Below are 14,778 nucleotides of genomic sequence, written 5' to 3'. Positions count from 1 at the left end.
TTACCCACACCCAAAGACGTAGCAGCGGCTGAAAGGCCGAACGACGCAAATAATGCAAGATTGAGACGGTCATGACGTCTGGCCGTTGAGATAGTGCAACGGATTTGGGGCTCACATTTATACTTGAAGGTCTTGCGGCTGCATCAAATGCTGAACAATTCTGACGGATATAATACAAATGATATCGCCATTGTCGGCATGGCGCTGCGTGTTCCCGGCGCGCGCAATGTGGACGAATTCTGGAAAAATTTGCGTGGCGGCACGGAGTCGATCCGCAGGTTGAGTACCGAGGAATTGCTGGAGGCGGGCGCGTCCAACGAGGCGATTCACGATCAAAACTTTGTTCCGTTCGCCGCTGACATGCCGGACATGAAAATGTTCGATGCGCAGTTTTTTGGCATGAGTGCCAAGGAGGCTGCGGTGATGGATCCGCAGCACCGACAATTTCTCGAATGCGCATGGGAAGCCCTGGAGGATGCAGGGCATATGCCGGACGCCTCGTCCGGTCCTGTCGGCGTTTTCGCCGGCTGTGGAATGGGCAGCTATTTCTATTTCAATGTCTGCAGCAACAAGTCGCTGGTTGACCAGACCGGCATGTTCTTGCTGCGACATACCGGTAACGACAAGGATTTTCTGGCGACCCGTGCGTCTTTCGCGTTTGATCTGCGCGGTCCAAGCGTGAGCGTTCAGACGGCCTGCTCGACATCGCTGGTGGCCATCCACTACGCTTGCCAGAGCCTTCTCAACGGGGAGTGTGATGCCGCACTTGCGGGCGGCGTGACGATCGAATTGCCAGCACGCCGCGGCTATCAGTACCAGGAGGGTGAAGTTCTATCTCCCGACGGGCATTGTCGCCCGTTTGACCATCGCGCGGCCGGCACCGTTTTTGGCAGTGGTGTTGGTGTTGTGGTGCTGCGACGCCTTTCCGACGCGCTGGCTGATGGAGACGCCATCCATGGGGTCATCAAGGCGACCGCCATCAACAATGACGGCAGCAGCAAGGCGGGCTATCTCGCGCCCAGCGCCAGCGGTCAGGCTGCCGTGATCGTCGAAGCGATGGCGATCGCAGGTGTCGATCCACAAACGATCCAGTATGTCGAGTGCCACGGCACCGGCACTGCACTTGGCGACCCCATTGAAATCGACGCGTTGACGCAGGCCTATCGCCAGTCGACCGACAAGGTTGGCTATTGTCATGTCGGCTCGGTGAAATCCAACATTGGCCATCTGGATACGGCCGCCGGCGTGGTCGGTGTCATCAAGACGGTGCTCGCGCTCAAGCATGGCGAGATTCCGCCGACATTGGGTTTTGAGCGTCCGAACCCCGCGATCGATTTTGCGACAAGCCCGTTCCTCGTCAATTCGACATTGGCGGCATGGCCCGAAACTGTGGGGGCGCGGCGCGCTGCGGTCAATTCGCTTGGCGTTGGCGGCACCAATGCTCATGCCATTCTCGAGCAGGCGCCTTATGTCGCGCGAAAGAAACAGAGCGCTGACGGAGCGGCCGCGCTTGTCCTGTCAGGACGGTCTCCGGCGGCGCTGGATGATGCCGCGCAACACCTTGCGCGTTGGCTTGCGGGCAATCGCGGCGCGAGCATTGGCGACGTGTCGCATACGCTTTTGACCCGCCGCAAGCGTTTCGAGCACAGTCGCATCGTGCCGGTGAGAGATCATGAAGACGCGGTGGAAGCGCTGGCTGATCCGGCACGCTGGCGCTCTCAAGCCAGGCTTGATGCTGCATCGGGTGCTGTATTCCTGTTTCCAGGTGGCGGTGCGCAGTATCGGGGCATGGCGGCCAGCCTCTACCGCAGCGATCCCGTGTTCCGGGCTACCGTAGATGAGGGCTTGTCTGTGCTGGCTCCGGAGGTGAACGAAGAAATCCGGGCAGCGTGGTTTGCTGACGTGACGTCTTCGGACAAGGATCCGTTGTTGCTTCCGTCGGTGCAATTGCCTGCAATCCTGATTGTCGAGGTTGCCATTGCCCACATGTGGATACGCGCAGGCGTCACGCCTGAGGCGCTCATTGGTCACTCGATGGGCGAAAATGCTGCGGCTTGCATTGCCGGGGTGATTGCATTCTCCGACGCAGTGCGGCTTGTGCGTCTTCGTGGCGAGCTGTTCGATGGCGTGGCAGCTGGCGGCATGCTGAGTGTGCCGATGGATGAGATTTCGCTGCGTGCGATGTTGCCGGACGCTCTGGATCTTGCATCGGTCAACGCACCGGGGCTCGCTGTCGTTTCCGGCAGGAACGCGGACCTAGCCGCTTTCGCCGACTCGCTTGCAGACCGAGACATCAATTGCGTGCGCATTCCCATCGATATTGCCGCGCATTCGCGCATGCTGGAGCCGATCCTGCCACGCTGGGAGAGCTTCCTGCGCGGACTGGTTCTGCGAGCGCCACAGATCCCGATCATTTCCAATGTGACCGGCGAGCAGCTCACGGATTCACAGGCGATGGATCCGATGTATTGGGTTCGTCACCTGCGATCCACGGTCGAATTCGCAAAAGGGATGGCGCGTCTGACGCAGGATCCGCATCGGGTCTATATCGAGGTTGGTCCGGGCAAGACCCTGTCGACGCTGACCAAGGCGCAAGGGACGGTCAAGCCGGATCAGGTCATTAACAGTCTGCCGCATGCCGACGAGGTCTGTGATGATGCGCTCTATCTGCTGGGCGCAATGGCGCGGGCGCGTGTAGCCGGACTGGCTGTCGAAACGGATGTTCTGTGTGGAAGTGATGGTCCGAGGCGGCATGTCCAGCTGCCACCCTATCCATTCCAACATCGTCGTTACTTCATTGAGGCGCAGGAGCCCTCGGGCGCACAGGCCGCCGACCAGCCAATCGTCAAGGAACCGGATCTTGCACGCTGGGGTTGGCGGCCGGTCTGGAAGCGATCAGCACCTGATTATGAATCAGGAGCTGAAGCGGTAGCGCAGACGTGGTTGATTTTCACCAGTGGAGAGGAGACCGAGACGGTTGCGAAACGCTTGCGTGGGCTGGGTCATCGGGTGGTGAGCGTGACGATTGGCGATGCCTATGCGCGCAAATCCGAAACCGAACACGTCCTATGCCCGGAACTTGGATTGTCGGGTTATACGTCTCTGTTTCAAAATCTTGAAGCCGATGGACTGCTGCCAACACGTATCGTTCATGGCTGGCTACTCGGGTCGGCCGCGCGTGCCGGGCTGAACACATTCCACGGCATTCAGGACAAAGGCTTTTACAGTCTGCTCAATCTCGCCAAGGCACTGGGCGATCTCTCCTTGGCGGCGGGCGTCCATATCAACATCCTCACCCGTTCTGTCCACCGCGTTGCCGATGAGGCCGTTGTTCATCCGGATCAGGCAACCATATTCGGGCCGGGCCTTGTCATTCCGAGGGAATTTCCCGACGTCACAATTCGGCTGGTGGACCTGGAATCCGGCCCAACGGCCATCCCGGTCCAGCGTCGGCTTTTTGCCAGACCAAGGCCGGAAAATGTATCTTTGAGCGATCAGTCCGACCTCCTGTGGGAGGATCTGCTCGCCGCGCCGCAATCGGAAGTTGTTGCGCACCGTCGGGGCAAGAGGTGGACCCGTTTCTATTCGCGCGTTGCCCTCGATGCAGAGCTGGCGACGCAGGCTCCCCTCAGGAAGGGCGGTGTGTATCTCTTCACCGGTGGGTTGGGAGATCTGGCAACCGCGCTGGCGCGCAGACTGGCCCAGCACTATCAGGCGCGCATTGTTCTGGTCGGACGCGCCGATCTGCCACCACGAAGCGATTGGAAAGCCTACCGCAGGCAGCACCGGACGAATGGGATTTCGAAGGGGCTGGATGCGATTGCGTCCATCGAGAGCAGCGGTGGCGAAGTGCTTTATTGCAGCGCTGACGTCACGGACGCGGTGTCCATGCGCGAAGCACTTTCAAAAGCCACAGAGCGGTTTGGCCGGATCGATGGTGTGTTTCATGCCGCAGGTATCGTTGATGACGGGCTCATTTCGGAAAAGACGATCGATAGTATCGAGAACGTGCTGGCGCCCAAAATGCTCGGCACGGCGGTTCTCGACGAAGTGCTGCACGACATCGACGTCGATTTCCTGATGCTGTTTTCCTCGACAAGCACGGTGACGGCGCCAGCCGGACAGGTCGATTATGTTGCAGCCAACGCATATCTGGATGCGTATGCAAACAGCGTTGCGTGGCGCTCCGACCGTCGAACGATTTCGCTTCATTGGGGTATCTGGAACGAGGTCGGCCTGGCAGCGCGGGCAACAGGTATTTCCGTTGAAAACGCAGCAACTATTGACGAGCCTGCGGCCGGCCCCTTCTACGAGCGCTGGGAAATTGATGAGGCGGGCCGGCATTGCCTTGCTGCCGATGTTTCGCCGTCGACTCATTGGATGCTCGACGAACATCGGTTGAAGTCGGGTGAAGCGGTGCTGCCGGGCACTGCCTATTTCGAGCTGATCGCGCAGGCTGCTCGCGAGCATGGCCTGCCGGATCGTCTTGAGATCTCAGAGCTGGTCATGCTGCGTCCGCTGCTGGTGCCGGATGATGAAACCAAGACTTTGCGGACCGCTCTGGAGGCTTGCGAAGATGGGTGGCGGGTGACGCTTTCGGCAGGGCGTCAAGGCGAAAGCTTTGTCAGGCATGCCGAAGCCATTTTGAAGGTCGCCGATGCGTTGCCGGCGGGCAACGTCGATCTCCAATCCCTGATGGCGCGTTTTGAAAAAGTTCGGCGTGCCAGCGCGGGTGAAACCCTTGTCACCCCGCAGGAAAATCATATCTGCTTTGGCCCACGCTGGCGGGTGCTTCAGTCCGAGCGCATGGGCAAAACCGAAGCAGTGGCCGAGCTGGCATTGCGCCCCGAACACCATGCGGATCTTGAGAATGGCGTGCGGGTTCATCCTGCGTTGCTGGACATAGCGACTGGTTTTGCCATGGAGCTCGTGGCAGGTTTTCGCGATTCAGATGTGCTTTGGGTGCCTGCTTCTTATGGCGCGGTGCGTCTGTGGGGGCCACTGCCCGCGCGCATCATCAGCCATGTTGTGAGCGTGCCAGCCACCGATTATGGCGCGGACTACGCTGCCTTTGATGTTTCGATTTTCGATGTTACCGGAAAGACCGTGTTTGAGGCCAAGCGCTTTTTGATGCGTCGCCTGGAGGCGGATACCGATTTCCTTTTGCCGGAAGCAGGGCAGGGGCATGTCGGATCTGCGAGCTTGCAGTCGGGCTCGCCCAAACTCGCGGCGCAAGTGCGCCAGGGGATCCTTCCTGATGAAGGATTTGAAATGATGATCCGCGCTCTTGGGACGGATGTTGTCGAGCCGATCATCAGTTCCATTGACCTTACGGCGCTTATGGCTCGCGCTGCTGTCGCAACAGAACAACCGTCTGTAAGCGCTTCGCCGCACTCAGACGATGCGGGCGTGGCAGAAGCCCGCAATCCGATCGAGGCGAGCCTGTGTGGCTATTGGCGCGACCTTCTGGGGACGGGCAACATCGGTATTCACGACAATTTCTTTGATCTTGGTGGGCATTCGCTGATTGCCGTGCGGCTTTTTCGGACCATCAGGAAGGAATATGGCGTCGATCTGCCAATCTCGACCCTGTTTTCGGCACCAACGATTGCCGAATGTGCTGAATTGATCGCCGCGCAGACAAAGACTGCCACGAATGAGCCAGTGTCCGAAGATGCCGGGGACCAGGCAAACCCACTGCTTCATGTGACGCTCATGCATGCGGGGGCTGTTACGACGGCGACGCCGGTGTTCGTTTGTGCCGGCATGTTCGGCAACATTCTTAACCTGCGCTATCTGGCAATGCAGCTCGGCGTGGATCGTCCAGTCTATGGCCTTCAGGCTCGTGGTCTGTATGGGGAGATGGAGCCTCACGAGCGGTTTGAGGACATGGCGCGCGACTATCTGCAGGAGATCGTGTCGGTGCAGCCAACGGGACCTTATTTGCTGGCTGGCTATTCTGGTGGCGGGATAACTGCACTGGAGATTGCGCGGCAGCTTCGCCAGCGCGGTGAACAGGTGGCGCAACTGGTGATGCTGGACACGCCGCAGCCGACCCAGCCACCGCTCAGCGTGCTCGACAAGGCATCAATGAAAATGCAGGATCTGCGCCGCTACGGGCTGGGCTATTTGCAGCGCTGGCTGAAAGCGCGCGCGCAATGGCGTGAGGAGCGCGCGCGCAAGATGCGTACACTTTCACCTGGTCATCAGGGAACGGAAGAAGTCTTCAACAATGAGCGTATCGAGCAGGCTTTCTATCGCGCTTTGGCGCGCTACGAAGTCGCGGCGTATGACGGAGCTCTGACACTTTACAAGCCGAAGCCACAGATCTGCTACCGGTTGGCTGACGGACGACGACTGATGGAAAATCGGAACATCGTGCTGGATGACAATGGCTGGCGAACTCATGTGCCGCAGGTGGATGTCGTTGAGGTGCCGGGTGATCATGACAGCATGGTGCTCGAACCCAATGTGCGGGCGCTCGCGCGACATATGCGCCGGGTGCTGAGCCGAGTTCCTGTGGCGCGCGCCAAGCAAGAGGCAGGTCGGGTTGAAGCGCGGACGGCCAATGTCGATCGACGTCAGCCCGAGCATGCTTAGAGCGCGCTGCCGATGGTAATGGTCGTGGAGACAAAGCCTACCCCCAAGGCAGTCTTGCGGGGCGTGCCAGCACCGGAAAAGCCGGACGCCAGCCTGCGCGCGCGGGTGCTGCGGGCAGTTGGATGGTCGATGGCCGCTCATGTCAGCGGCTATGGCCTGCGCTTTGTCGCCAGCCTCGCGATGACGAGATTGCTGGCTCCGGAGATGTTCGGCGTGATGGCCGTGGCGACGGTTGTGCAGGTCGTGACGGCGATGCTCTGCGATGTTGGCCTGCGGCAGGCAGTGATCCAAAGCCCACGTGGCGACAACCGGGACTTTCTCGACACCGCGTGGACGATGCAGATCATCCGCGGCGGCATCATCTGGGTCGTGTGCTGCCTTTGCGCCTTGGCCATCGTGTGGGCCGTCAACTCCGGCTTCTTTGAACCCGGCTCGGTCTATGCAGATCCGGTGCTGCCCTACATCATTGTCGTGATCTCCTTGTCTGCGGTGATCATGGGCTTCCAGTCCACAAAATCGATGACCAGCGACCGCCATCTCAATCAGCGTCAGCTGGCGATGGTCGAGCTGGTTTCGCAGGCCGCCGCGCTGATTGTGGCGTTCATCATCGGCTATGCGACGGGGTCCATCTGGTCGTTTGTTGTGTCCGCGCTCGCCGGTGCAATAGTCAACGTCGCGATGACGCATTTTTACCTGCCCGGTACGCGCAATCGCTGGCGTCTCGACCCTGCGTGTTTTCGAGAGTTGATCGGTTTTGGGCGCTGGATGTTCATCTCGTCGCTGTTCACGGTGCTGGCAGCGAACGGGGATCGCATCATGCTGGCCGGCTGGACAGACCCGGTCGTTCTGGGGCTCTACGTGCTTGCTTTCAATCTGATCGCAATGATCGATGGAGCAGGAGGGCGGCTGTTCTGGTCCGTCGGAACAGCGGCGTTCAGCAAGATCGCAAATGAGCGACCCGAGGCGATGCGCGCCGCCTACTACAGAAGCCGTCTGCCGTTCGACATCATCTATGTCGGCTGTGGGGGCATTCTTTACGGTGGTGGGGAAGCGATTATTCAGGTTCTCTACGATGCGCGATATGAGCAGGCGGGGCGAATTCTCCAGATCCTCTCCTTTGGTCTTCTGCTCTCGAGGTTCGGTCTTACAAGCGCGCTGTTTCTGGCACTGGGAAAGCCCAAATATCTCGGGTTGATTGCCGGCATAAAGGCGGCGGCACTTTTCATCACAGTCCCTCTGGGACACCATATCATGGGCTTTGACGGAGCCCTCTGGGGCATCGCGCTGCACGGGGTGGTGACCGTTCCCGTGATCTTCTTTCTTAAATGGCGTGAGGGTCTGGGCAGACCCTGGTTCGAACTTGCCGTTCTATGCTTCTGGCCGGTGGGCTACGCGATCGGTCAGCTTACGTCAGCGGCACTTCTATGGTTGCCGGGGGTGTTTTGACGATGAATGAGACCCATCGTGCGTTTGTCGTTGTCCTGGGGCTCGGCCTGTTCGGCCTTTATCTTGCCGGCAAAGCTTTGGCGCCCGTAGTGGAGCAGCGAGAGCTACGGTTGTGGAGAAACGGTTGGCTCGTGTCGACAGCGGCGCTGTTCCTGACCAACAGCATCTTTCTGTATGCAGCGGCAATTGCAGCCCTTTCGATCTATGTTCACCGAGCTTCGAAAGCGCCGTTCCTGTTTTTCCTCGTTCTGTTGCTGACCACGCCGACCGTAGGCGTGACGATCGGCATTCCTGGCATCATCAATTCGGTGATCCAGGTGTCGCCGCCAAGAATATTCTCCATCGCCTTCCTGCTGCCGGCGGCACTGAATCTGTGGCGAAGTCGGGAGACGATGCCGGGCGCGGCTACCGACAAGGTGTTCGTCGTGTTTATTCTGCTGGTCGGTGTACTTGCCCTGCGTCATGGCAGTCCAACCTATATGCTGCATGCCTGTCTGATGCTGATTTTCGATATCACCTTGCCCTACTACGTCTTCAGCCGGAGCATCCGCAGCGCGCAGACCTTGAGATGGGCGATGGCGGCGGTTGTGTTCGCCTGCGTCCCGTTTGCTTTAGCGGGCATGTTCGAGACGTTGCGCGGTTGGCGCCTCTACGATGCCGCAATCCTGCATTGGGGCGTCACGCTGTTGCAGACATATCTTTTCCGTGACGGAATGTTGCGTGCGGCTGCTACGGCTGTCGAGCCGATCGCTTTCGGTTTTGCATGCGTTGTCGGGATCGGTTGTTTTCTGGCGATCTATGATCGGATGGCGAAAGGGTATCTCCGTCTTGCGTGCGGCGGAATTATCGTTCTGGGGCTGATCGCGGGGCTGTCGCGCGGACCATGGCTGGGTGCGGCATTGCTGGTCGTCGTGCTGGCGGTGGTGCGGCCCAGGGGCATCGGAATGCTTGCCAGGATTTCTGTCGTTGGCGCAGTCTTGATGGTTCCTGTGCTCATGTCGTCCTATGGTGAGCGCGTTATTCGTCTGCTGCCTTTTGTTGGCGGGGTAGATTCCGCGAATGAGGATTATCGTCAGCAACTGATCGACGCCACAATTGCCATTGTGGGCCGCAATCCGCTGTTTGGTTCTGCACTGTATCTGTCGGAGCCCGAGATGCTGGAGATGTATCAGGGGCAGGGCATCATTGACGTGGTCAATAGCTACGCTGCCGTTGCACTGGAGCATGGCTTGACCGGGTTGGTCAGTTTCGTGTTGATCTTTGCCGTCGCATCATGGGGCCTTGTCAAGCTCAGCTACGCTGACGAAGGAAACGATGTAACCCTCGTGGCGCGCGCCATGCTTGCCACAATGGCAGCCATTCTTCTGATTATCGGCACGGTCAGCAGCGTCTCGGTCATCCCGTTCCTGTATTGGACGATGGCGGGTTGTTGTGTGGCCGTCGCAAGGGTGGCCGCGCAGGGACTGGCAAATCCGACGTCGACGTCAGCTGTGATGATGCCCAGACCACTGACGGTTTTGGGACGGCGCTGACGACCTTGTCCAGATATGACCTGAAGATCAGCCCGGCACGGTCTGTGCTGTCGTGGGGGCGATGGTAGCTCGCCGCATCCGGGCGCGTCGCCGACGGAAGTATCTGTCGACATAGCGGTCTACAAATGCCGCGAAAAGCACCGAGAGCCCAAAGCTAGCCAGCGCCAGAAGCACCGGATGCGCTGCCAGAAGTTCCACATTGTCGAAAAGAGCGACAATGAAAACCCGATGGATCAGGTAGATGGAATAGGAGTAGATTCCCAGCCGCACGAGAAACCGGTTGTCGAGAAAACGGAACGGCCAGCTCTGCGGGCGATTGACGGCGAGATGGAAGATCGGGATCAGGGCGATCCCCTGCAATGAGTAGCGAAATGTCTCGCGGAACTGCGGATCGCGGATGATGAACGTGGCGGACAGGAGCAGCAATCCGGCTGCCAGAAGCACCCATTCGGGCCATGACAGACGACTGAGATTGCGGTCGTCCTGCTTGCCCCATGTCGCCGCGGCAAAGGCGAGAATGCACCCGTAGAGGATGGAATCAAAACGGGTGTCGGAACCGTAATAGGTCCGCGACGCAGGCACATTCAGCCCATAGACGAGGAAGATGCGCCAGAGCAGGATGATGCCGCAAAGAGCAAGCGCGACGAACAGTTTGCTGCGACTTGAAAGGCCGATCAGGAAGCCCAGGCTCATCACAAGCGGGAACACGATATAGAAGTGCTCCTCGACTGCCAGAGACCAGAGAACGCCAGTTCCGGCGGGAATTTTTGCTGAACCGTCGAAGAAAATCTCGAAATAGTTCGCAAAATAGAAAAGTTGCACGAGAATGCCTTCGGGCGTGATGTTGCCTGCCAGGATGCCGACATAGGTGAGGCTATAGGCGATCGCCAAGGTCACGAGTAGTGGCGGGATGAGCCGATAGAAGCGGCGCAGATAGAAGGCAGGGATGTTGATACTGCCAAACTGAGCCTGTTCGCGTAGCAGCAATGTGGTGATCAGGAAGCCGCTGAGGAAGAAAAATATTGTGACGCCGAGGCCACCCGGTACGATCCGTTCGAAGCCTGCGTGGGACAGAAGAACGATGATGACAGAGATAGCCCGAATCCCGTTCAGGGACGGGATATCGCCCGGCATGCTACCGGTTTCATCTTTCACAATCACTGCCTCCGAGCCGTCGCTTCCGACATCCAGAGCGCAAGCGGTATCAGCCATGCGCTGGTCTTTGAGAAGCAGATTTTGGGCGTGCCGGGGGCCGGTGGGCAAGCTATCCGTTCCGAGAGCTTTTACCAAAAAAGGATGAGACGCTCGGCGTTGCAGACCGGTGCGGATCAAGTCCAGTCATGTCGAGATCGGTAATGCAGAGCGAAGCTACGCCGCCGTTCATCCAAATGTACTATCTGATGCAATCTTTTACTGACTCGATTGAAGATCGGTATTGTTCATAACCTCCGTCAATCCCAAGCGGTTGCGGTCGATGCATTTCAAGCGGCGACGACCGGAGGAGCGTATGATGAAGACTGTCGGACACATTCCTGCTGTTGAAGCTGCCATCTGTCGATGACCGCCGCGTTTGCGACCTATAATGCGGCACGAGATGCCAGTGCCGGGGGCGTGACCACGAATATCGCGCAGATCGACGGGTTGCGCGGCGTGGCCGTCGCTGCCGTTGTGGTGCATCACTTTTCGCGTGCATGGTTGCCGGGTGGCTTTGTCGGCGTCGACATCTTTTTCGTTATCTCCGGCTTCCTCATCGGCGGCATTCTGTGGCGGGAGCTGACTTCACGCGGCACGATTGACGTGCCACATTTTCTCTTGCGTCGCCTGCGTCGGCTCGCTCCGGCTTATTTCGTGATGGCTGCGGTCACCACCGTTGCCGCCTATTTCATTTTATTGCCATTCGAGTTTCGCGAATATGCAAAGTCGCTGATTGCGTCGGTGGTCTATCTCTCGAACGTCCAGTTCTTTCGCGAAGCTGGCTATTTCGACATCGCCTCCGAAAACAAGATCCTGCTTCACACATGGTCGCTTGCGGTCGAGGAGCAGTTCTATCTTTTCCTGCCGGTGCTTCTGCTGGTGTTCCGGCGCAGCAAGCGCATGCTCATCGGTGTGCTCGCCGCGATACTGGCCATCTCTTTGGTCGCTTGCATCCTGGTGACGCCGCTGTCACCGACGGCGACCTTTTTTCTCTTCCCGTTCCGCGCGTGGGAATTGCTTCTGGGCGTCGGGTTGGCGATTGCCTGGACGGAGCGACGCTTTTCCGGCGCCTATGGCGGAGCGCTATCGTGGCTTGGTATCGTCTTGATTGCGGCTGGCGTCGCGCTGACACGGCCGGAGCATGATTTTCCCGGCGCATGGGCCTTGTTGCCAACCGTTGGAACAGTGCTGCTGCTCCTCAACATGAACGACCGCAACCCGGTCAATTTGGTGCTCTCCTGGCGTCCGATGGTTATGCTGGGGCTGATTTCCTATTCGCTTTACTTGTGGCACTGGCCTGTTCTGACGTTGGCGTCCTACTATCATGATGGTGAGCAGCCCAGCTCGATGGTGTTGTGGCTGGCTGTCGCGATTGGCCTGTCGATCCTGTCATGGCGCTTCGTCGAACGTCCGGTTCGGGAGGCGCGCTTTCTTTCGGTGACGACATTGGTTTCCGGCGCAGGCTTCGCGTCGGCGGCGCTGTTTCTGGCAGGATTTTTCATCTACCATGGAGATGGTCTGCCGGGCCGCTATGGCACCGCGACGCGGATGCACATCCAGGCTTCGTCCGATTTCATTCAGGACTGGAGCCGATGCCGCATACCTTCGGACGGGCCGTTTTCAGGGATCGAGATTTGCCCGGTGGGCGTGCAGGGCGAGCCGACCTTCCTTGTCTGGGGCGACTCTCACGTCCGTGCGATGAAGGAGGGGATCGACCACGCCGCGCGTGAAGCGCAAAGTGCCGGTCTTCTGATCTGGCGGGCTGGCTGTCCGCCATTGTTTGACGTCGAGAAGCAGGAGAACGCTGCGACACCTGCGCAAAACAGTGCCTGCACGGCCGCAAATGCACAAATTCGTGCGGCACTACCGCAGTTGGTGTCTGTCGAGAAAGTTCTGCTGATCGGGCGCTGGACTTACTATTTCAACGGCGGCGGTACAGGGCTGGACAAGGGCAACCGCATTGTCATCAGTGCGTTGCAAGAAGAAGGCCGCTCGCAGGAACAGATCTTTGTCGATGCGACGCTTGCCACGATCGATGAGATTCGCAAGTCGATTCCCGATGTCTATGTCGTCGAGCAGCCGCCAGAAATTCCCTATTACGATTCCCGTGAAGCGGCGCGATTGCTGGCGCACGGAAGAACGCTCGACAACATGCCGCTCGTGCAGACGATGGCAGATCTCCAGACGCGAAGTGGACGTGCAGAAGCACCGTTTCGCCAGCTCGCTGCGGAGCAACGCATAAAATATCTCCCGCTCGTTGATCGCTTCTGCGACGGCAAGGTCTGCTCCGTCGTTCATGACGGTGTGTCGTTCTATTTTGACAACAATCATATCACCAACACGGCTGCCAACGCGATCCGGAGCGTTTTTGCTCCTGTTGTCACAGCCAGTTCCGGCGAGGCCGTTGCCCTGCATGTGCGTCCATGAAAACTGATCCAACCAGAAAGATTTGGGATGTTATCGTCGTCGGTACGGGTATCGGTGGCGGAACGATTGGCCGACGTCTCGCGGAGCGGGGCCTGTCGGTGCTGTTCGTGGAAAAGGGCCCTTACGGCTTTTCGAGTGAGCGGCAATATCTTGATACGGAGATGCAGGACCCGGAGGCGCGTCTGTTGCGCGGCTACTGGCCAAAGCCTGTGGTCGCGACCATCGATGGCCGTCGGTCTACATTCTTCGGTGCGATCGGCGCGGGCGTCGGCGGAACTTCCGCCTTCTACGCAGCGACCTTGGAGAGGCCGGAGCGTCATGATCTGGAACATTCGCCGACGCGTCCTCATCCAACCGGCGGATGGCCGGTGAATTACAATGACTTTCTTCCCTACTTCAGCGAAGCGGAACGTCTTTTCGCCGTCTGTGGTGAGCCGGACCCTTTGTCACGGGATCCCGATCCGCAATTGCGATCACCGCCGCCAATCAGGACGGACGATGATAGCATGATGGAGAGTTTCCGGCGCAACAAGCTGAACCCGTATCACGTTCATATGGGCATCCGTGCCGTTCCTGGCTGTCTCAATTGCTTCGGTCACAAGTGCCCGAAACGCTGCAAGATGGATGGCAGGACTGCAGGTATCGAACCGGCTCTCGCAACCGGAAATGCTGAGCTTCTGGACCGATGCAGTGTCGTAGCCGTCCATGGTGATGAGCGTCACGTCTCCTATATCGAGGCGCAGCTTGATGGCAGGATCGTCAACCTTCGGGCGCACAATTACGTTCTTGCAGCAGGCGGCCTCGGGTCGCCGCGATTGCTCTTGTCATCGCGCAGTGACGTCTGGCCATCCGGTTTCGGCAATCGCAACGATCTGGTTGGCCGCAATCTGATGTTTCATCTGACAGAGATGATCGCGATCTGGCCGGCCAAGGGGTCGAAGTCGACGGGGCCGACGAAGACCTTGGCTCTGCGCGATTTTTATTATGTAGATGGTGCGCGATTTGGTGCTCTTCAGGCGATGGGGGTGGATGCGTCCTACGGCATGATCGTTCACTACCTCAATGGTGTGTTCGATCGCTCGGTTCTGCGTGGCCTTCGTCCCCTGCGGGGGCTGACGCGTGTTGTCGGCTATGCGGCGGCCCGCATATTCGGCAAGGCCAAGATCTTTGCCGGGATCGTCGAGGATCTTTCATATCCCCACAATCGGGTGACCATCGACCCCGAAGACCCAGAGAAATTGTCGTTCGAATACACTGTGCCGACGGAACTCAATCAGCGTCGACGGTCTTACCGCAAGATTGTACGTCGAAGGCTCAAGGGGCATCGGACGGCGTTTCTTTCGCTCGAGCCCGCTCTCAATGTCGCGCATTGCTGTGGCACGCTTCGCTTCGGCGACGACCCTGAAACGAGCGTCCTGGACCGCAACTGCCGCGTGCATGGGGTCGACAATCTATATGTCACCGACTCGTCGTTCATGCCGACGTCGCTTGGGATCAATCCGAGTTTGACGATTGCGGCGAACGCGCTGCGGGTCGGAGACATCATTGCAGACGCAGCCAAAGGCGGAGCCCGGTGATG

At 58.8% G+C, this 14,778-nt stretch carries 6 protein-coding genes; 5 read left to right on the top strand and 1 reads right to left on the bottom strand.

From position 1 onward, the window contains the following. Positions 1-147 precede the first annotated feature (147 nt). The 3 genes from BMZ42_RS14145 to BMZ42_RS14135 are packed head-to-tail and all read left to right on the top strand — an operon-like array spanning position 148 to position 9,578. A complete protein-coding gene (locus BMZ42_RS14145; protein ID WP_091523646.1) occupies positions 148-6,600 on the top strand; it encodes a type I polyketide synthase in 6,453 nt (2,150 codons plus the stop codon). Positions 6,601-6,624: 24 nt separating this feature from the next. Then, positions 6,625-8,046, top strand: a complete 1,422-nt coding sequence (locus BMZ42_RS14140; protein WP_244523268.1) for an oligosaccharide flippase family protein — start codon at positions 6,625-6,627, stop codon at positions 8,044-8,046. A 2-nt stretch (positions 8,047-8,048) separates the two neighbouring features. Further along, positions 8,049-9,578, top strand: coding sequence for an O-antigen ligase family protein (locus tag BMZ42_RS14135; RefSeq protein WP_175556731.1), 1,530 nt, complete (start codon positions 8,049-8,051; stop codon positions 9,576-9,578). Between the two features lie 27 nt (positions 9,579-9,605). On the opposite strand, the gene BMZ42_RS14130 is transcribed toward BMZ42_RS14135, so the two are convergent. Continuing rightward, positions 9,606-10,790 (bottom strand): acyltransferase family protein, encoded by a 1,185-nt coding sequence (locus BMZ42_RS14130; protein ID WP_210185226.1) that lies wholly within the window; start codon positions 10,788-10,790, stop codon positions 9,606-9,608. A 345-nt stretch (positions 10,791-11,135) separates the two neighbouring features. On the opposite strand from BMZ42_RS14130, the gene BMZ42_RS14125 reads away from it, so the two are divergent. Both BMZ42_RS14125 and BMZ42_RS14120 read left to right on the top strand, forming a co-directional pair. Further along, positions 11,136-13,199, top strand: a complete 2,064-nt coding sequence (locus BMZ42_RS14125; protein WP_091523637.1) for an acyltransferase family protein — start codon at positions 11,136-11,138, stop codon at positions 13,197-13,199. Then, complete coding sequence (locus BMZ42_RS14120) at positions 13,196-14,776, top strand: GMC oxidoreductase (protein WP_091523635.1); 1,581 nt, start codon at positions 13,196-13,198, stop codon at positions 14,774-14,776. Before BMZ42_RS14125 ends, BMZ42_RS14120 begins: the two co-directional genes overlap by 4 nt. The last annotated feature ends 2 nt before the right edge of the window (positions 14,777-14,778 follow it).

Source organism: Aquamicrobium aerolatum DSM 21857 (genome assembly GCF_900113935.1).
In the GTDB taxonomy this organism is placed as follows: domain Bacteria; phylum Pseudomonadota; class Alphaproteobacteria; order Rhizobiales; family Rhizobiaceae; genus Aerobium; species Aerobium aerolatum.
This window is presented reverse-complemented; position numbering and strand designations above follow the sequence as displayed.

What these genes read in the sequence shown, in the direction of transcription:
- BMZ42_RS14135 (WP_175556731.1), top strand. Translation starts at nt 8,049, where the DNA reads ATGAATGAGACCCATCGTGCGTTTGTCGTTGTCCTGGGGCTCGGCCTG.
- BMZ42_RS14120 (WP_091523635.1), top strand. Translation starts at nt 13,196, where the DNA reads ATGAAAACTGATCCAACCAGAAAGATTTGGGATGTTATCGTCGTCGGT.
- BMZ42_RS14130 (WP_210185226.1), bottom strand. Translation starts at nt 10,790, where the DNA reads ATGGCTGATACCGCTTGCGCTCTGGATGTCGGAAGCGACGGCTCGGAG.
- BMZ42_RS14145 (WP_091523646.1), top strand. Translation starts at nt 148, where the DNA reads ATGCTGAACAATTCTGACGGATATAATACAAATGATATCGCCATTGTC.
- BMZ42_RS14125 (WP_091523637.1), top strand. Translation starts at nt 11,136, where the DNA reads ATGACCGCCGCGTTTGCGACCTATAATGCGGCACGAGATGCCAGTGCC.